Origin of the sequence: Clostridium sp. MCC328 (genome assembly GCF_018785465.1) — a bacterium.
Lineage (GTDB): Bacteria > Bacillota > Clostridia > Lachnospirales > Lachnospiraceae > Pilosibacter > Pilosibacter fragilis.
In genome coordinates this window covers 26,184-43,623 of record NZ_WQPW01000069.1, presented here as the reverse complement: position 1 = coordinate 43,623, position 17,440 = coordinate 26,184, and the positions used below count along the sequence as shown (strand labels likewise).

The following is a 17,440-nucleotide window of genomic DNA, read 5'->3' as shown; positions in this document are numbered from 1 at the left end:
CCTATAGGGCTCGAACCTATGACCCTCTGCTTGTAAGGCAGATGCTCTCCCAGCTGAGCTAAGACCCCATTGCTTCCGTCTGACGTTTCCGTCAAGCGCGATTGCTTTGACAGTTTAACCTATTTTTTCGAAATTGTCAACAGTTTTTTGATTTTTTTTGTAATGGATTTTTCCTGTTCTATCTACACGATTTAAAAAAAAGACTGACATCTCCTATTTTTCTCTTGCATTCCCAATACATCTTGTTTATAGTATAGTGTATAAGAATCCGATTCGCGGATTCCAATAATATGAACCTGCACAGGAGGGATTGCAATTATGCCAAGAGGAAGAAAGAAGACTGACGTTGCTCCGCAGGATCTTTTAAATGAGGTCCTTGCTTCTATCGAAGAGACAGAGCAGAAATTAAAAGCATTAAGAACTCAGAAAAAGGACATTGAAAAACAGATCGAGGCCAAAGAAATGGCTGAATTATACGCGATCGTAAAAGAGAAGAACATGTCCATCGAGGATGTAAAAACGAAACTCGGCGCAGAATAAGTCTCGCACTTCTGTCTGAACATAAAAGGAAGATCCACATTTCCCGGATACCGGGGATGCGGATCTTCCTTTTTTCTATTTTACCTGTTCCACGAAACTATCGGATCCACGCAGATCTCAGGCAGATCCCTATCATTCTAATTCTTTTAAGATCGACTCCCCGATCATATTCTCCGTTTTTTTAAGCCTGAAGTTATCGAGCACCGTCGCGCCGATGACACCGAAGGTCTTCTGTTCCTCAAACATTCCCTTCTCTTTCATAGACGGGGAGTAGGCAATAAACGGAACCTTTTCTCTCGTATGGTCTGTTCCCGTGTAAGTCGGATCATTTCCATGATCCGCCGTGATCATCAAAAGATCATCTTCCCGGAGGTTTTCAAGGAGTTCGCCAAGCTTCGCATCAAAGCGCTCCAGCTCTTCCCCATATCCCACCGGATTTCTCCTGTGTCCCCACAGGGCATCGAAATCCACGAGATTCACAAAGCAGAGTCCCTTAAAATCCTTATCCTTGCAGATCTCGATGGTCTGTTCCATTCCGTGGACGGAGCTCTTGGAGCGGAATGCCTCCGTGATGCCCTGTCCGTCGAAGATATCACGGATCTTTCCGACGGAAATCACATCGTACCCGTTGTCCTTTAAGATATCGAGCGCCGTCGTTCCTGTCGGCTTTAACGCGTAGTCATGGCGGTTGCTGGTGCGGACAAACTCTCCCTTTTTCTTTCCAACATACGGCCTCGCGATGACGCGGCCCACGCGCCACTCTTCCTTCATCGTAATCTCTCTTGCAATCTCGCAGCATCGATACAGCTCGTCGAGACCAAATGTTTCCTCATTTCCGCAGATCTGGAGAACTGAATCCGCGGAGGTGTAGACGATCATGTGGCCTGTGGCGATCTCCTCCTCGCCGAGTTCGTCAAGGATCGCAGTTCCGCTGGCGCTCTTATTTCCTATTACTTTGTGTCCGGTGCGTTTTTCCAGCTCTTCGATCAGTTCCTTCGGGAAACCGTGATCTGTGAAGGTCTTGAACGGTTTCGTCGTGTAGATCCCCATCATCTCCCAGTGTCCGGTCATGGTGTCCTTGCCGTTGCTGGCCTCGGAGAACTTTGTGAAGCGGCCCGTCGGCTTTTCCACCGGGGCAACCCCCTTTAATGGTCTTAAGTTTGCGATTCCAAGCTTCTGGAGATTCGGGATATGAAACCCCTTCATGTGTTCCGCGATATGTCCCAAGGTATCCACGCCCACGTCACCAAACTTTTCGGAATCCGGCATAGCGCCGGTTCCCAAGGAATCTATGACGATCGTAAAAATCCGATTATATTTCGGCATCTAAATCTCCCCCTTTCTTTTTCGCCTGTTCCACAAGGCGGCTCGTTCCGAGACGGTCAGCGCCGAGGAGGACAAACTCCCTCGCGTCGTTGAAATCGGCGATTCCTCCTGCTGCCTTGATCTTCTTTCCGGCAGTCATATGGGCCTTCATAAGCGCCACATCCGGCTTTGTAGCCCCTGCGGCAGAAAATCCAGTGGACGTCTTGATAAAGTCCGCTCCAGAAGCAGCTACAGTCTCACACATCTTTATCTTCTCCTCATCCGTGAGAAGGCAGGTCTCGATGATGACCTTTAAAATGTGATCTCCGCAGGCCTCTTTTAAGGCATTGATCTCCGCCAGGACCTTATCGTACTGTCCCATCCTGACCCAGCCGATGTTGATCACCATGTCAATCTCTTCCGCTCCGTCTTTTAATGCCTCTTTCGTCTCAAAGACTTTCACAGCCGTCGTGTTGTACCCGTTCGGGAATCCGATGACGGTACAGACGGGCATCTTCCCATCCAGGTATTCTGCCGCCTGCTTTACGAAGGACGGCGGGATGCAGACGGATGCGGTTCCATATTTTACCGCGTCATCGCAGATCTCCCTGATCTGTTCCCAGGTGGACGGCTGTTTTAACAGTGTATGATCAACTTTCTTCAATATATCTCTGTATGTCATATTTTCTCTGATATATCCTTTCCAGTGTGCCTTCTATTTTTCCAGTGCTTTCCCCGTAAAGCCTAACGGCAGGAGCTCTTTCAGGAGGTAATCCCGGATCTCCCCGTCCCCATTCATAAGGACGATTCGAAAGGTCTCCGGGTCACAAAACTCTGCCATCACCTGGCGGCAGACGCCGCAGGGCGCGCAGAAATCCTTCGGTTCTTTTCCCTTCGGACCGCCCACGATGGCGATCTCCCGAAAGTCCGTATTTCCCTCGCTGACAGCCTTAAACATCGCCGTCCGCTCCGCACAGTTTGTCGCCGGATACGCCGCGTTTTCAATATTGCAGCCGCGAAAAACTGTTCCGTCCCCGCATAGAAGCGCTGCTCCCACCGCAAAGCCGGAATATGGGCAGTAGGACTGTTTTCTTGCTTCCAAAGCTTCCCTTACCAGTTCCTTATTTCTCATGAATTTCCTCCCTCCCGGTTTGAAAATCCGAATATATTTTCTTCCTTTAACATACCATAAAGCCGAAACAATGTCAAAAGTCTTACCGCCTTCTTACATTTCTAACGTCTTCCTTACTTTTCGATAAAAATTTACCACTGGGGGTTGAAACCCCACTTTTAAAGTGATATAATTTGGCAACGCAAGGGAAATGTGACAAAAGTATTACAAAGCAGGACTTTAATGATGATGCCTGTTCAGAAAGGAAAGGAGGTCATCCTTTTGAAAAAGCTGATAAGAAAATATGGGCACGTATGGATGCTATCCTATGCATTCATCTATATCCCCTGGTTTACAAGACTTCAGGAGAACATAAACAAACCTTACCACGTCATGCACACGGCACTCGATGATATGATTCCTTTCGAAGAGATCTTTATCGTACCTTATCTGATGTGGTTTTTATATGTAGCAGCCACCATCGCATTTTTCTTCTTTCGGAACCGTGATGATTATTACAGGCTCTGCACCTTCCTTTTCACAGGAATGACGATCAGTCTTCTCGTCTGCTCCCTGTTCCCGAATGGAACGGACTTCCGTCCGGCAATCGATCCGGATAAAAATATTTTCTGTTACCTGGTATCGAGACTCTGGAGCATTGATCCGTGCATCAACGTCTTCCCGAGCATCCATGTATACAACTCCGTCGGTGTCCACATCGCGGTCTGCCGCAGTGAGGAGTTAAAGAAACATCCGATGATCGTCCGGGCATCCGGCATTCTGATGGTTCTGATCTGCCTGGCAACAATGTTCTTAAAGCAGCACTCCGTGATCGATGTGGTCGGCGCGCTTCTCATGGCATCCGTTATTTACCCGATCGCTTATGCGCCGGAGGCGGAAAAGAAGAAAAAGTACGAGACGAGCTTCTAAATATAATAACTTCAAACCTATGCAGGACGGTTTTTACGACCGTCCTGTTTTTTGCTGTTTTCTCTAATTTTTATATTCACAGGAGCCCTTCACCGCCTGCCTTTTTTGAATGTGCGACAGCAAAAACAGCCGTCCTCTTTACCTAACATATAAGCATGCAAAAGAACAGCTGTCTTTACTTTTTTATCTTACTGTCACTTTCTATATCCTGTCGTAAAATCCACTACATTCCGGTACGGCGTCCCGTTCGCCCAGGCCGCAAGGTTTTCTCCCGCGATCCGGACGATCCGTTCAAAGGTCTCCGGAAGGAAAAAATTTCCTGCCACATGAGGCGTGATCACAAGGTTCTCAAGATCCCACAACGGGCTGTCCGCCGGAAGCGGTTCAGGCTCCGTCACATCGAGGCCACAGCCGCCTAGATGACCATCTTTTAAGGCTTTATAGAGTCCATCCGGATCGATGGCATTTCCGCGGCCCACATTGATGAGGTACGCGCCCTTTTTCATCAGGCGGAGTCTTCTCTCGTCCATGATGTGGTTCGTAGCGCTTCCGCCCGGAAGGACCATGGCAACAATATCTGCCCGGCCTAAGAGCATATCCAGATCATCCATCGTGTGCTGCTCATCCAGGTAATCCGGCTTATTCCGGTTCGTGCGGCGGACACCGATCACATGGGCACCCAACGCGTGGACCTTTCTCGCGTAATCCCCGCCGATATCGCCCAGACCCAGGACAAGGATCGTGGAACCTTCCACGGAAATGATGTTTCCCATGGCTTTCCATACATGCTCTGCCTGGTTCGCGTGGTACTGGTTTAAACGTCTGATCAGGTCGAACGTAAGACCCAGCATATGCTCGGAGACCGCGAGTCCGTAAGCGCCTGTGGCGTTTGCGAGCACTGCTCCCTCCGGCATCACACCGGCCTTGATATAGAGATCTGCCCCAGCAGAGTTTAACTGGAGCAGCTCCAGGTTCTTCGCGCCGGAGATCAGGGATGGATCCACGTTTCCGACGATAACATCTGCCTGTTCCACGTCCTCCTTTGTGACTTCCTCGCCGTTCACATATCGGATGCAGCAGTTCTTGTCACCTGAGGCGGCTTTTTCTTCAAGGAACTTCTTGTGGTCCTCGTTTACCGGGATCACCACCAGAATGTTTTTCTCTAAATCCGCCATGTGTAATCCTCTCCAATCGGTCTTGTCGCTTCTTTTAACCACTCGTTCTCTTCCGCAGTCATATACGGGGAAAGCTTCTCGCAGACTTCTTTATGGTACGTGTTCAGCATTCTCACATCAGACGGCTCCATAACGGAAATATCCACCGCATCGAGATCGATGGGCGCAAATGTCATATCCTCGAAGCACATGAACTGACCGTACTCATTCTTCTCTGCCTTTCTGCAGAGGGACAGGTTCTCAGTACGGATTCCGTGGCTGCCCTCGATGTAAAGACCCGGCTCGTCGGATGTGAGCATGCCCTCCTCCAGAACGCAGGAATCCTGACGCTCCGGAACGATGCGCCAGCGGATGCCGTTCGGTCGCTCATGGACAGCGGATAAGAAGCCAACGCCATGTCCGGTACCATGGTTGAAGTCGAGACCTCTCTCCCAGAGCGGTCCTCTCGCAAGGTAATCCACATTGAGACCCCGGCAGCCGTATAAGAATTTCGCGTTCATCAGACGGAGCATTCCCATCATGACAAGTGTAAAGTGTTCCTTCATCTCGTCCGTCACATGACCGACCGCGATGGTTCTTGTGACGTCCGTGGTTCCCTCATAGTACTGTCCGCCAGAGTCTACCAGATAGAAACCATCTGTTCCCACCGGGCTCTCCTGCTCCTTTGTCGCATGGTAGTGGCACATCGCCGCGTTGGAGCCGAATGCGGAGATCGTCGTGAAGCTCGGTCCGAGGTAACCTTCCTGGGCCTTACGGTAATCCTCCAGGCGCTCTGCGGCCTCTGTCTCTGTGAGTTCCACTTTTCCCGCGTTCTTCTTCATCCAGCACAGGAATTTCGTCAACGCCACGCCGTCCTTTAAATGAGCTTTGCGAAGGTTTTCCATCTCCACCGGGTTCTTCACTGCCTTCATCCGGGAAGTCGGGTTCATAGCCTCCACAATGCGGTTGGAGGCATCGATTTTCTTATAGAGGGCAAAGTTTACCTTACCCGGCTCTAAGAGGACCGTCTCGTTTCTGATCCCTGCCACCGCGTCGTAGATCGCGTCGTATTTTTCGATGGCGACATGATTCTCCTCAAAATAAGCGCAAAGCTCCGGGGAGAATTTGCGGCTGTTAATAAAAAGTCTCGCCTCATCCTCTGTGATCAGGGTGAATGCCGGTGCCAGTACATTTCCGTCGTCGGAATTTTTGCGGATATTAAAGAGCCATGCCACATCGTCAAGGCTTGACAGAATGTGCACGGTCGCGTGTTCCTTCTTCATCGCGGCTCTGAGGCGGGCAAGCTTCTCCGCAACGGTCTCGCCTGCGTACTTCACGTCGAGGACCCACACCTCCGGTGCCGGAAGGATCGGGCGCTCTTCCCAGACCTCACCCGCAAGGTCATCGCCGACGGAAAGTGTGGCATGTTTCTCTGCCATCATGGTCTCAAATTTTCTTCCCTGGGCAGCATTTACCACGCGGCCGTCAAAGCCTAAAACGCCGCCTTCCGGCATATGGTCCATCAGGTATTCCTCAATGGTCGGGACGCCCTCCTCGCCCATCGCCATCAGACGTGTGTCCTGGCCTTCCAGCTCTTTCTTCGCCTGGACAAAATATCTTCCGTCTGTCCACATGCCGGAAAAAGCCTGGGTGATCACCATGGTCCCCGCGGAACCTGTGAAGCCGGACAGGAATGCGCGGCATTTGAAATAGTCCTCCACATACTCAGAATCGTGGAAATCAGAAGACGGAACATAGTACGCGTCCACATTTCTCACTTTCATCAGGGTCCTGAGTTCCCTCAAACGTTCATTTGCCATTTTTTTACCTCCATAAGCAGGAAAAGTTACCGCACACATCTTTGTGGACCGTAACTGTTTTCCTGAATATTTAATACCGGTCAGGCTTGCGCCGCCGGGTCGTTCTCATAATAAGTCTGTGCAGATCCGCATCCGCCTGCTGTTTACAGCAGCGGAATTCCCGCCTTCTTCGCCTCCTCGCGGACCTCATCCGGCCACAAGGAAGACTGGATCTCACCGATATGGGCTTTCCTTAAGAAGAACATACAGATACGGGACTGTCCGATACCTCCACCGATGGTGTATGGAAGCTCTCCGTGTAACAATGCCTTCTGGAATGCAAGCTTCTCGCGCTCCTCACAGCCTGCCGCCTTTAACTGCTCGTGCAGGGAGATCTCGTCCACGCGGATACCCATGGAGCTTAACTCAAGGGCAATGTCGAGAACCGGATAGTAGACGATAATATCGCCGTTTAATTTCCAGTCATCATAGTCCGGTGCACGTCCATCGTGGGGCTCTCCGGATTTTAACTTTCCGCCGATCTGCTCGATAAATACAGCGCCGTGAAGCTTCACGATCTCATACTCTCTCTGCTTCGGGGTGAGATCCGGGTAGAGGTCCTCAAGCTCCTGGGATGTGATAAACTCGATGTGCTCCGGGAGAACATGGCCGATATAGTCGTACTCGTATGCCATATAGTCCTCTGTGATCTTTAATGCCTTATATACGGCACGGACAGTCTCTTCCAGTGTCCCGCGTGTTCTCTCTTCCTTCGTGATCACCTTTTCCCAGTCCCACTGGTCCACATAGATGGAGTGGATGTTGTCGGTGTCCTCATCGCGGCGGATCGCGTTCATATCGGTGTATAAACCTTCACCCGGCTGGAAGCCGTACTGTTTCAACGCGTAACGTTTCCATTTTGCCAGGGAGTGGACAATCTCTGCCTTTCTTCCGCCTTCCTTAATATCAAAGGCAACCGGGCGCTCCACACCGTTCAAGTTATCATTTAATCCGGATTCCGGCGTTACAAATAACGGAGCGGAAACCCGGGTCAGATTTAACTGTTTTGTAAGTTCCTTCTGGAAGAAATCCTTCACGACCTTGATGGCGATCTGGGTCTCTTTTAAGTCAATATCCGGAGTATAACCGGCTGGTACAATAAAATTCATTGTCGTGCTCACCTTTCTATGCAGCATCCAATTTTCTGTCTTTTCCGCCGCCATAAAATGCCAAAACAGCGGCATTTTTCCTTTGCGCTTTATGCTGCCGGTATCCATCATATCATTATTTGGCGGAAAATGGAAGAAAAGTTTCATTCTTCCACACATTTCCCCAAAAACATGTTAAAATAGCTTTAACAGTTTAACATCAAAGGAGCGACCGAACATGAACATAGCGATCGTCGATGACCGAAAGACGGATTCTGACCGGCTTGTCGGATTTATTGATACATATGCGGAACAGCACAGGCTTCAGTGGGGGGCAATGGACCGTTTTTCCAGCGGGGAAGAGTTTTTGGGCGCGTTTACGGCCGGAAAGTATGATCTCATCTTCCTTGATATCTACATGGATGGCATCACCGGGATGGAGACGGCGAAGCGGATCCGGCGGGCGGATCATGGCTGCAGGATCATCTTTATCACCACCTCCCCTGAATTTGCCGTGGAGAGCTACGACGTGAGCGCATCCTTCTATCTCCTGAAACCTATTGAAAAGAACGGTGTGTTCGCTGCCCTCGACCGGTGCGGGCTCCAGGATGCTGAACGCACCAGGGCGGTGGAGGTTGCAACACATTTTGGAAAGACAGTTCTCCCGGTCCACGATATCTCCTACACCGAGTATGTCAGACGGCAGGTTCTCATACACCTTAAGAACGGGCAGGATATGGAAGTCTCCATGAGCCAGAAGGATTTCTCCGCCCTTCTGCTCCAGTATCCGTGGTTCTGCGACTGCATCAAGGGGATCCTCGTAAACTTTGAGGACGTGGATAAGCTTTTAGAAGACCGTTTTCTCTTAAAAAGCGGGATCCAGATCCCTATCAGCCGTCTGAAATACCGGAATGTGCGGGAGCAATTTCTTGAGTATTCCTATTCGAAAGTCCGGGGAGGTCAGTATGGCGGAACTGCTTATTAATGAATTTTTCAGCACTTATCCGTTCCACATGTTCGCGTATCTTCCGTTTCACACGAATCTGCGTTATCCGGGAAAAATAACGATCCTGCTCTCTGCCCTTGCGGAGATCATATATCTGGCAGTCTTCGCGATACTGGTCCATGCGGGGTTTCCAGCCGTATCTGTACAGTATCTTGCGATTCCCATTCTGGGATTTTTTCTCTACCATCTGGTTCAGGCAAACATCGGAATCGTCACATTCCAGTACACCTTTGTCCTTGACTACCTCATGGTGATCCGCGCCTCCTCCTTTTTTATCTGCAGACAGTTTCTGCACTGCGGATTCTACACCTGGCAGTCCGGCGTCACTACGTTACTCCTGGTGCTCCTCACCACCCGGTTTATGATAAAGCGGCTCACAGAGATCATCGACAGTCTCTCCGCGATCCAGGCGCCTGCAATCTGGAAAACCGCATGGCTTCTTCCATTTTCCGCCACGATGATCATCTTCCTTCTCACCGGCAATATCCGGGATGGGAATTTTGATCAGGCAGACCTTTTCGCCAGAGTCCTGCTGCTCGTCTGCATGTTCCTCATCAGCCACACGCTGATCATGCTCCTGCGCTTCTTTAAGGACCAGGCAGAAGCCGCAGCAAAATCGGAGACCATGGAAAAGCTCCTGGAGATCCAGTCAGACCAATACAGCCTTCTCACCGCCAGGATCCAGGACAACCGCCGGGCAAGGCACGATTTCCGCCAGCATCTGGCCGTCATCAGGGACTGCGCCGACCGCGGGGATCTCGCCTCCCTGAAAAATTATCTGAACGATTACGAAAACATGTTCCCGATCCAGGAGGTCCGCACCTACTGCAAAAACTACGCAGTCAACGCGATCCTCTCCTTCTACGCGGAAAAGGCAGAAAAAAACGGGATCTCCATGCAGGTCACCATCCAGATGGCTGACCCGCCGGTGATCCCGGAAACGGAATTCTGTGTTCTAGTCGGAAATTTACTGGAAAACGCAGTGGACGCCTGCGCGGATACCGATGCGGAGATCCAGTCTTTCATCCGACTCCATGTAGTCCAGACCGGCTCCTCCATGCTCTCCATCACCGCCGACAACACCAGCTCCGGAAGTCCGAACTGGTCCGGAGATAAGCTGCTTTCCACAAAGCACTCCGGCTACGGCATTGGAACGGAGTCTATCCGCATGATCGCAGAGCGGTACAGCGGGGACGCGAGATTTAGGTGGAAAGACGGAATATTCTACGCGTCTGTGATGTTAAATCCGCAGGTTTGACCGCTGAGACCGGATTTTCGACCTCTGTTATCTCCTGATGACAATTTCATATCAGTACCTTCAGCTTTTATATGCCCTGAACGGATCATCCCGATTTTGGTCTTACATCCCCGGCACATACACGCCGCTCTCATTCACATAGAGCCCGTCCGGCGTCCTCCCGCTCTTATACATGGCCCCGCTCACCGGATCCAGATAGTAGGACTTGTTGTACAGGGTGATCCATCCTGTGGCCATATATCCGTCCTCCCGGAAATAGTACCACTTTCCGCTGATGTAGAGCCACTCTGCCGCCGCCCATGTGCCATCACCGTAGTCCCACCACCATCTGCCGTCAGCGCTCTGCTTCCAGGAGCCTGCGGCGTAGGATCCGATCTCCCCTGAGCGGACCCAGGCGCTCTTCGTGTTGTTTGTGGACTTCACGGCGCGGACCTCAAAGCTGTAGGATCCAGAAGTTCCCATCAGTCTCGAAAAATCGTACTTCGTTCCGTAGATCGTAAACTCGTCCCCCGTGAGACTGCCGTCCTTTAAGAGGCGGAGCTGGTAATATTTCGCCCCGCTGACCGCTGACCATATTCCCGTTCCGTAGGCATTCGGAGACCAGGCCACACCTGTGGGCGCCTTGACGGTACTTGTGGTGGATGCGGTGGTTTTCTTATCGAATGTCAGGCGGAACGTCAGCTCGACGGTACTTCTGTCATTTTTCTTTACCGCCTTCACGTACTCCGCTTTTCCGTATCCGTTTTTTGCGGAATCGGACAGTGTCAGGCGGAAGTCCTTTGAGGCTGTCCCGGAGAAATAATAATTATCCTCGTCCGCTACCTCCAGCGTCACCGTGATCTTCGGTGGATTGGACTCCGTATAGCCGTTTCCGTCGTTATTTTCGATATAAATGTTATCTACATAGTAAAGATCTGTATTATCCCCGTAGGGCGTCACTGTGACGTCCTCAGAGTCATTTTTAAGTCCCACAGTGCTGTCGATGGTCAGGTATATCTTTCCGACCGCTGTCTTGCTGGCTGCAAAAGCCGGAAACGCCGCAGTCACTGCCAGAACCGCCGCCAGCAGAAATCCCGCAATCTTCTTTCCAAATTTTTTCATGTCTTCTCCTTCCCGTAAGAAGTTCCTCCACTCGCTTCTCTTTATCCCCTCATATACCAGTTTGTGCAGAAAAACGTCCATGCAGAACAATTCTGCCGTACATCCTCCTGCACAAATCCGTCAGATATTCTTTCATTATCTGTTCTTAAAGATCTCAATGATCGCCCTGACCATCTGGACCAGCATGTTCCACATTCTCTCAAGCGGGTTCACATCCGCCTTCGCTGTCTCCGCATCGAGAAGCTCCGCGTCATCGTCCACGCTGATCTCCTCGGTTCTCATGATGATCTGCAGGGTGTTCGGCTCCGCGTTCTCATCGGAAGTGAAGGAAACCTTCTCCGCGTTTGGATCCATATTTAAGAAATTGTTGTCGTCCTCCATGTCGTTCCACTCATTGTCCATGGTGTCCTTCATAGTCCGGCCGGCCTTTCTCATGGAGCTGGTGCTGTCGAGGACGCTTAAACTCTTGTCGAGGACATTCAAACTTCCCTTGATGGAGTCCTTCGCCGCCGCGTCAAGGCTGTCCGCGCTGGCACGGACGGTATTCTGTACCAGAGTCAGGGAATCCGTGCTCTTATTAAGGGCATCCGTGGTTCGGTTTACGAGCTCCCCGGAATCATCCAGGGCTGACTGGAGATCCGGGTAATACACATCCAGGGAGTCCTTTAACGCCTTCACATCCTCGATCAGATAGTCCATCTGGTCTGTGGTCTGTGCCAGGTATTTTGATGTATTGGATACATCGTCGAGCATATCTGCTGTATCTGCCACAAGGGCATTGCTGGAGGAAGCCACCTGGCGGAGCGCTTTCTCCTTCTGCTTTAAGATTCCGATAAGTTCCTGGGCATTCAGCATTCCCGCATGTCCGGCGGAGGTGTCTGCTCCCGCTGCTGCCGCTGCCAGTGCCTGGGTATCTTCATCCCCTGCCTCACCGTTGCAGTAATCTGCGATCGCGTCCTGCATGGACTCCTGGGCAGAAGCCAGGTTTTTGATAAACTCCAGAACGCTCTGCTGAAGCTGTATGTCAAGCTTTTTGATCAGCTGAACGGAAGCGACTACGTTTCCAATACTGCCGGACGCGCCCTCAGAGCTATCCCTTAAGCCCCGTAAGCTCGTGTCCAGTCTGCGGATCGGCTCCTGCATGTTTCCGAGTGTGTTGACAACGTCTGTCATGCTGTTGTGGGCAACCTCGGAGGCATCCTTTGCAGTCTGGATATACGGAACGATGGTTCCAAGCTGCTCGGAGAGCGCCGTCAGGGAAGCCAGTGTCTGGTCATTGCTGTCCAGGATCTCGTCCTTGGAACCGCTGATGACGCCTCTCGCGCTCTCCGCCTCATTTAAGCCCTGGCGCAGCTCGTTGACGCCGCTTCTCATGGCCTCGACGGAAGCCGCCATCTGGTCCATGCTGTCGTATAACTGGTCACCGGCATCCTTCCAGGTGTCCTTGGCGTCCTTCAGGTCAACGATGTGCTCTAAGTCTTTCACCGTTCCCGGAACCATCGCCATGATGACACCGGAGGTCTCAAACTTGTCGCTGCCGATGCGGATCGTGTAATCGCCCTCCTCGCCCGGAAGCGCCGTGTACATGATCGCGGTCTGGGAACCGAGGCTCTGGGTCTGGGAATCTTCCGCTTCCACACTGTAGCACTTGCTCATATCAACAAGCATCGCTACCACTAACATCATATTGTTCTTATAGTAATCTCTCGCCGCCTCATTCGGTGTCGCTGTCACATGTACCTCCACCAGACCGGAAGCACCCGCAAGCTTCTCAGCGTCCGTCGGGACGCCGTTTAATTTGTAGGACACATCCATGGTCCACGGAAGTGTCACCGCGTCCTTATCGATCGCTCCCTTATAGTAGAAATATCCCTTGGTGTCCGCCGGGAGATTCCATGTGACCTTTCCGTCACTGATCTCCGGAGCTGTGTTGTTGGTCATATTTGTCACATCAAGATAATTTCCATAATCCGTAAAGCTTGTGAGACCATTTAAGCTCACACCCTTCACGACATTCACCTTATCAACGGAACCATAGTAATCCAGGTTCACGTACATCGCTTCATCGACGCTCACAGACGCCTCTGCCGCATAGACCGGCGCAGAAACAAGGCTGGTGCAGAGTGTGACAGCCGCCATGCCCGCTGCCATGATCCTTCTATTTTTCTGTCTCATCACCGTTCTCCTCCATTTCTTCTCTATCTGTCAATTCCGGCTCCGATTCCCTGCTGGCCGCCGCCTCGTTCTCATCGTCCTCGTAGGGATCTCCGCCTTCATCTGTACTCTCTTCTGTCTCGTCCCCGTTCTTTCCGGAACGTCTCTTCTCTCTCTGGTTCTTCACACGGCGGTGCAGGCGTCTCGCAAGAGCTGCCGCCGGTTTCTCGCCGACGATAAAATTGTCAAATAATGTTAACAGCAGCGGAAGCACCGTCAGTACCAGCACAAGGCTGAACAGTCCGCCTCGTCCGATCAGGTGTCCCAGGTCCGCGATGGCCGTTGTGGACGAGATCATATACACGATATATCCGGCCAGCGTGATGATGGATCCGGAAGTAAAAATCGAGGAACAGGACGCTGCGATGGCCTCCACACATGCCTTTTTCTTCGGCAGCGTCTTTCTCTTCGCCAGGTAGTTGTTTGCAAGCAGGATCGAGTAATCGACCGTGGCACCCAGCTGGATACTGCTGACGATGATATAACCCATGTACACCATCTCGACACCCTGGAAATACGGCATCGCCATGTTGATGAAGATCGCCACCTCGATGGGAATGATGACGAGGATCGGCATGACAGCCGACTTGAAGCTCATCATGACGACGAGGAATACGCCCGCCAGGGACAGAACATTTACATTCTCATAGTCCTTTACGATGAAGGACTTGATATCCTGGGTGGACGGAGTCTCACCGACGAGATAGCTTCCTTCCGGGTAATACTTCTTTACGATCTCCTGGATCGCGTCGGAGTCCTTGAATGCCTCGGCACTCTCGGTCTTCGTTCTCGTGTAGATCAGCATCCGGCAATAGCCGTCTTTATGTAAGAGCTCCACCGTGGACTTCGGGAGAAACTCTTCCGGGATCCCCTCCGGCAACGTATCCGCTAAAGCTGTAACGTTCTTTACATAGGATAGATCCTTGATCTCCTTCGCCATGGCCCGCTCATTGACCTCCGATGTGTTCGGATAGAGGGCGAGCAGCATGTTGCTTCGGCCGAAGATCTTCGTGATCTGCTGGTCATCTTCATAAACCTGTGTTCCCTCCGAGGCACCCATGGAGTCATTTCCGTAAAGGAAATCGTTCAGGCCCTGGGCCGTGTATGCAAGCGGTGTCACGAGGACGATCACCGCGAACACGATGGGACGGATCCGGTAGATCGCTTTTCCAAGTCCGTGGAAATCCGGCATAAAGGAACGGTGCTTTGTCTTCTCATTGAGCTTCGCGAACTTCAGGATCATCGCCGGCATGAAGAAGACGACTGTCAGCAAGCTGAATACGATACCTTTCGCCAGGACAAGACCCAAGTCAAATCCGATAGAGAACTTCATCGTCACAAGGGCCAAGAAGCCGACGACTGTCGTCAGGCTGCTGGCGAAGATGGAATTGATCGCCTCCTGAACGGCGTTGATGATCGCGTCCTCCTCGTTCATTCCCTGCTTTCTGTAGTTCATGAACGCGTCAAGCAGGAAGATCGAGTAGTCCATGGATGTTGCCAGCTGCAGGATGATCGACACGTTTTCCGTCAGGAACGAGACGGTTCCGATAAAGATGTTCGTTCCCTTATTAAGCAGGACAGCGACGCCCATAACCAACAGGAATAATATCGGTTCCGTCCATGCCGTTGTCGTCACGGAAAGCACAGCGAAGATCATGATCACCGCCACAACGAGGATCTTGCTCATCTCGCTTGCCATGGACTCTGTCATGGATTTGTTCTGGACCGCCATGCCGACGTAGCATCCTTTGTCCCCTAAGAGATCCTTGATCTCGTCGATGGCAGTGGAGGTTCGGGTGGAATCACTCTCCTCCACAAATGTGATATCGTAGACCGCATTCCGGTCTTTGTAATAATCCTTGATCTCACTCTCATCAATGAAGTCTTCACCGGCATAGATATTTACCGTGCTGTCGCACCATAAGACCTGGTCCACGCCATCGATATCGGCAATCTCATCTTTATATTGCTTCGCCTCGTACAGCGAGACGTCCTTCACCATGACCCGCGCCGTTCCGGGATAACCGAACTTATCACGCATAACGTCAAGTCCGATAGCGGATTCCGCCGTTTCCGGAAGATATTTCGTCAGGTCATAGTTTACATTTACAAAGTTCATCGTCAAAAGCGAGAGCAGGCAGCCGATCACGAAGACCGACTCGATCCAGCCGCGTTTATGGATGATAAATGACGCGAGCATGTAGGAAAAGCCGCCGTTCTGGTTCTTTTTCTTTTCTTTATGCCCGCGGAACATGTTTTTTATTTTCTCTCCCATGTCTTCTCTCCTTATATTCCCTGTCCGTAACTGTTCAGTCCCCACACAGGTCATTTTCCGTCACCGTCCACATTCCTACCGTTCCAGAACCACCATGTAATAGTCCTTTCCATTCTGGTTTTCATGGGCAATTCCCATTCTACGGTAGTATTCCAGGGAATATTTTTTATCGTCCTTCCGGTCGAATTTTTCCTGCATCCGGATCATAACAGAATCATACGGATCGTATGTCTCCTCAGGGCCCCAGAGGTACATCTCAAAAAATGTGGCACTCTTTCGCTCCGGAAATGCTGTCTTTACGTAATCGCTTATGGTTCCCTCTCCCGGGATCGTATTTTTGCTCTTGGAATATCCCTTTTCCATAGCGGAAGAAAGTCTTGCCTTTGCGATATCGCAGAGATCCATGTCGAGGACAAATGTGGCGCGTCCATCGTAAAACTCCACATCCCCGTTGTCGTAATCATCCTCCGCCTCCGGATAAGTGTCAAAAAACAGGTCGCTCTTCTCATCATTCATATCATCAAAGAGTTCCTGTTCCTTCTGATCCAGCACGTATACAGGATACGCGCCGCCATGCGTATTCGGGGTTTTCCGCGCATAGGACAGCGTCCCGTCCTTTGTAAACGTGTAGCATGTATTTTCATCTTCTATAAAATCTGTGCTCCAGGCACCGTTTTCCATAAGGTAGTACCACTTTCCCGAGATCTGATTCCATCCCGGTACCGCTCCGAATGTCTCCGGAGCTGCCGCATATGCGGGAACTGCTGTCATTCCCGTGATCATGCAGAGGATCGCTGCCATTCTTCGTACTTCTCTTCCTCGGATCATATGATCGCCTCCGCTTTTTTCTTTTCTTTTCACTTGCAATATTATCTATGTTTATGCTAAAATACTCAAGAACCAGTTTTTGAAAAGTGTACCAAATGAGACAAATTATCACTTTTTGTCCAATTTGGAATGGATAGAGGAGTTTTGTAGTTTATGATAAAATTACCGATCCAGGAAGAACATGTTTCTGTCCGCAGGACCTACCTGCTTTTGATGAAGGCGCTCCTGGACCTTCTGGCGGAAATGCCTTTTGAGAAGATCTCCCTCACTGATCTCTGCCGGGTCTCCATGATCTCCCGGTCCACGTTCTACCGGTATTTTGAGGACAAATATGATCTTCTGCACTACTGCGTGAACATGTACATTGAGGGACTCCGCCCGGTGGAGGATCTGATCTACTTTAAAAGCACCGATTCCCTGCGTCAGTTTTTAGAATATCTGATCGCTCAGGTGGATGAGAATATCACTCTCTACCGCCGGATCTACCAGACGAACAAAAACGGCTCCCTGATGTTCACGATCCAGGGAGACCTGGCGAAGATCCTCACGGAGAGCGGCTGGCAGGGCGAGAACCAGGGCGTTCGGTTAAAGATCCCGCTCCCACTCTATGTTTCGTTTATGTCAAGCTTTTATCTGACGACGCTAAGATCTTATTTAGAGCTGGCGGATGAATATGACGCGAAGACCTTCGTGGAAAGCGTCTGCCGCTTTGCGCTCAGGGATTTCTGGGAGAAGGCTGACGGCTGATCCGGCAGCCTCTTTTTCCACTGT

At 51.0% G+C, this 17,440-nt stretch carries 15 protein-coding genes; 5 read left to right on the top strand and 10 right to left on the bottom strand.

Going from position 1 to position 17,440, the window contains the following annotated elements; all coding sequences use genetic code 11:
- Nucleotides 1-318: 318 nt before the first annotated feature.
- A complete protein-coding gene (locus GPK83_RS11405; RefSeq protein WP_015554672.1) occupies nucleotides 319-540 on the top strand; it encodes a hypothetical protein in 222 nt (73 codons plus the stop codon).
- Between the two features lie 132 nt (nucleotides 541-672).
- Here GPK83_RS11405 and GPK83_RS11400 read toward each other — a convergent pair whose 3' ends face one another.
- Genes GPK83_RS11400 through cdd form a run of 3 tightly spaced genes read right to left on the bottom strand, consistent with a single transcriptional unit; the run spans nucleotide 673 to nucleotide 2,977 of the window.
- Nucleotides 673-1,866 (bottom strand): phosphopentomutase, encoded by a 1,194-nt coding sequence (locus GPK83_RS11400; RefSeq protein WP_215704812.1) that lies wholly within the window; start codon nucleotides 1,864-1,866, stop codon nucleotides 673-675.
- Nucleotides 1,853-2,527 carry a deoxyribose-phosphate aldolase gene (gene deoC / locus GPK83_RS11395; protein ID WP_215704811.1) on the bottom strand — a complete coding sequence of 225 codons (675 nt, stop codon included), beginning with the start codon at nucleotides 2,525-2,527 and terminating at the stop codon, nucleotides 1,853-1,855. Before deoC ends, GPK83_RS11400 begins: the two co-directional genes overlap by 14 nt.
- Nucleotides 2,528-2,560: 33 nt before the next feature.
- On the bottom strand, nucleotides 2,561-2,977 hold the full coding sequence (gene cdd / locus GPK83_RS11390; protein WP_215704810.1) for a cytidine deaminase: 417 nt from the start codon (nucleotides 2,975-2,977) through the stop codon (nucleotides 2,561-2,563).
- Nucleotides 2,978-3,238: 261 nt separating this feature from the next.
- On the opposite strand from cdd, the gene GPK83_RS11385 reads away from it, so the two are divergent.
- A complete protein-coding gene (locus GPK83_RS11385; protein ID WP_345941803.1) occupies nucleotides 3,239-3,886 on the top strand; it encodes a phosphatase PAP2 family protein in 648 nt (215 codons plus the stop codon).
- 194 nt (nucleotides 3,887-4,080) lie between these two features.
- On the opposite strand, the gene GPK83_RS11380 is transcribed toward GPK83_RS11385, so the two are convergent.
- The 3 genes from GPK83_RS11380 to asnA form a co-directional block, all read right to left on the bottom strand.
- Nucleotides 4,081-5,061 (bottom strand): D-2-hydroxyacid dehydrogenase, encoded by a 981-nt coding sequence (locus GPK83_RS11380; RefSeq protein ID WP_215704809.1) that lies wholly within the window; start codon nucleotides 5,059-5,061, stop codon nucleotides 4,081-4,083.
- Nucleotides 5,049-6,860 carry an aminopeptidase P family protein gene (locus GPK83_RS11375; RefSeq protein WP_215704808.1) on the bottom strand — a complete coding sequence of 604 codons (1,812 nt, stop codon included), beginning with the start codon at nucleotides 6,858-6,860 and terminating at the stop codon, nucleotides 5,049-5,051. The genes GPK83_RS11380 and GPK83_RS11375 overlap by 13 nt, the downstream gene beginning before the upstream one ends.
- Nucleotides 6,861-7,003: 143 nt before the next feature.
- A complete protein-coding gene (gene asnA, locus GPK83_RS11370; protein WP_215704807.1) occupies nucleotides 7,004-8,008 on the bottom strand; it encodes an aspartate--ammonia ligase in 1,005 nt (334 codons plus the stop codon).
- Nucleotides 8,009-8,225: 217 nt separating this feature from the next.
- Here asnA and GPK83_RS11365 point away from each other — a divergent pair, with 217 nt between their 5' ends.
- Both GPK83_RS11365 and GPK83_RS11360 read left to right on the top strand, forming a co-directional pair.
- Complete coding sequence (locus GPK83_RS11365; RefSeq protein WP_015554680.1) at nucleotides 8,226-8,972, top strand: LytTR family DNA-binding domain-containing protein; 747 nt, start codon at nucleotides 8,226-8,228, stop codon at nucleotides 8,970-8,972.
- Entirely contained in the window at nucleotides 8,953-10,251 is a 1,299-nt protein-coding gene (locus tag GPK83_RS11360) for an ATP-binding protein (RefSeq protein WP_181968076.1), read from the top strand. The genes GPK83_RS11365 and GPK83_RS11360 overlap by 20 nt, the downstream gene beginning before the upstream one ends.
- Nucleotides 10,252-10,353: 102 nt before the next feature.
- Here GPK83_RS11360 and GPK83_RS11355 read toward each other — a convergent pair whose 3' ends face one another.
- From GPK83_RS11355 to GPK83_RS11340, 4 genes are all read right to left on the bottom strand, one after another.
- The gene (locus tag GPK83_RS11355) at nucleotides 10,354-11,352 is read right to left on the bottom strand and encodes a hypothetical protein (RefSeq protein WP_215704806.1); all 999 of its coding nucleotides are present in this window, start codon (nucleotides 11,350-11,352) and stop codon (nucleotides 10,354-10,356) included.
- A 135-nt stretch (nucleotides 11,353-11,487) separates the two neighbouring features.
- The gene (locus GPK83_RS11350; protein WP_215704805.1) at nucleotides 11,488-13,527 is read right to left on the bottom strand and encodes a hypothetical protein; all 2,040 of its coding nucleotides are present in this window, start codon (nucleotides 13,525-13,527) and stop codon (nucleotides 11,488-11,490) included.
- A complete protein-coding gene (locus tag GPK83_RS11345; protein ID WP_015554682.1) occupies nucleotides 13,511-15,841 on the bottom strand; it encodes an efflux RND transporter permease subunit in 2,331 nt (776 codons plus the stop codon). Before GPK83_RS11345 ends, GPK83_RS11350 begins: the two co-directional genes overlap by 17 nt.
- A gap of 75 nt (nucleotides 15,842-15,916) precedes the next feature.
- Complete coding sequence (locus tag GPK83_RS11340; RefSeq protein WP_215704804.1) at nucleotides 15,917-16,669, bottom strand: hypothetical protein; 753 nt, start codon at nucleotides 16,667-16,669, stop codon at nucleotides 15,917-15,919.
- Nucleotides 16,670-16,822: 153 nt separating this feature from the next.
- Here GPK83_RS11340 and GPK83_RS11335 point away from each other — a divergent pair, with 153 nt between their 5' ends.
- Nucleotides 16,823-17,416 carry a TetR family transcriptional regulator gene (locus GPK83_RS11335; RefSeq protein ID WP_117484129.1) on the top strand — a complete coding sequence of 198 codons (594 nt, stop codon included), beginning with the start codon at nucleotides 16,823-16,825 and terminating at the stop codon, nucleotides 17,414-17,416.
- The last annotated feature ends 24 nt before the right edge of the window (nucleotides 17,417-17,440 follow it).

What these genes read in the sequence shown, in the direction of transcription:
- GPK83_RS11380 (WP_215704809.1), bottom strand. Translation starts at nt 5,061, where the DNA reads ATGGCGGATTTAGAGAAAAACATTCTGGTGGTGATCCCGGTAAACGAG.
- asnA (WP_215704807.1), bottom strand. Translation starts at nt 8,008, where the DNA reads ATGAATTTTATTGTACCAGCCGGTTATACTCCGGATATTGACTTAAAA.
- cdd (WP_215704810.1), bottom strand. Translation starts at nt 2,977, where the DNA reads ATGAGAAATAAGGAACTGGTAAGGGAAGCTTTGGAAGCAAGAAAACAG.
- GPK83_RS11360 (WP_181968076.1), top strand. Translation starts at nt 8,953, where the DNA reads ATGGCGGAACTGCTTATTAATGAATTTTTCAGCACTTATCCGTTCCAC.
- deoC (WP_215704811.1), bottom strand. Translation starts at nt 2,527, where the DNA reads ATGACATACAGAGATATATTGAAGAAAGTTGATCATACACTGTTAAAA.
- GPK83_RS11335 (WP_117484129.1), top strand. Translation starts at nt 16,823, where the DNA reads ATGATAAAATTACCGATCCAGGAAGAACATGTTTCTGTCCGCAGGACC.
- GPK83_RS11365 (WP_015554680.1), top strand. Translation starts at nt 8,226, where the DNA reads ATGAACATAGCGATCGTCGATGACCGAAAGACGGATTCTGACCGGCTT.
- GPK83_RS11345 (WP_015554682.1), bottom strand. Translation starts at nt 15,841, where the DNA reads ATGGGAGAGAAAATAAAAAACATGTTCCGCGGGCATAAAGAAAAGAAA.
- GPK83_RS11405 (WP_015554672.1), top strand. Translation starts at nt 319, where the DNA reads ATGCCAAGAGGAAGAAAGAAGACTGACGTTGCTCCGCAGGATCTTTTA.
- GPK83_RS11400 (WP_215704812.1), bottom strand. Translation starts at nt 1,866, where the DNA reads ATGCCGAAATATAATCGGATTTTTACGATCGTCATAGATTCCTTGGGA.
- GPK83_RS11340 (WP_215704804.1), bottom strand. Translation starts at nt 16,669, where the DNA reads ATGATCCGAGGAAGAGAAGTACGAAGAATGGCAGCGATCCTCTGCATG.
- GPK83_RS11375 (WP_215704808.1), bottom strand. Translation starts at nt 6,860, where the DNA reads ATGGCAAATGAACGTTTGAGGGAACTCAGGACCCTGATGAAAGTGAGA.
- GPK83_RS11350 (WP_215704805.1), bottom strand. Translation starts at nt 13,527, where the DNA reads ATGAGACAGAAAAATAGAAGGATCATGGCAGCGGGCATGGCGGCTGTC.
- GPK83_RS11355 (WP_215704806.1), bottom strand. Translation starts at nt 11,352, where the DNA reads ATGAAAAAATTTGGAAAGAAGATTGCGGGATTTCTGCTGGCGGCGGTT.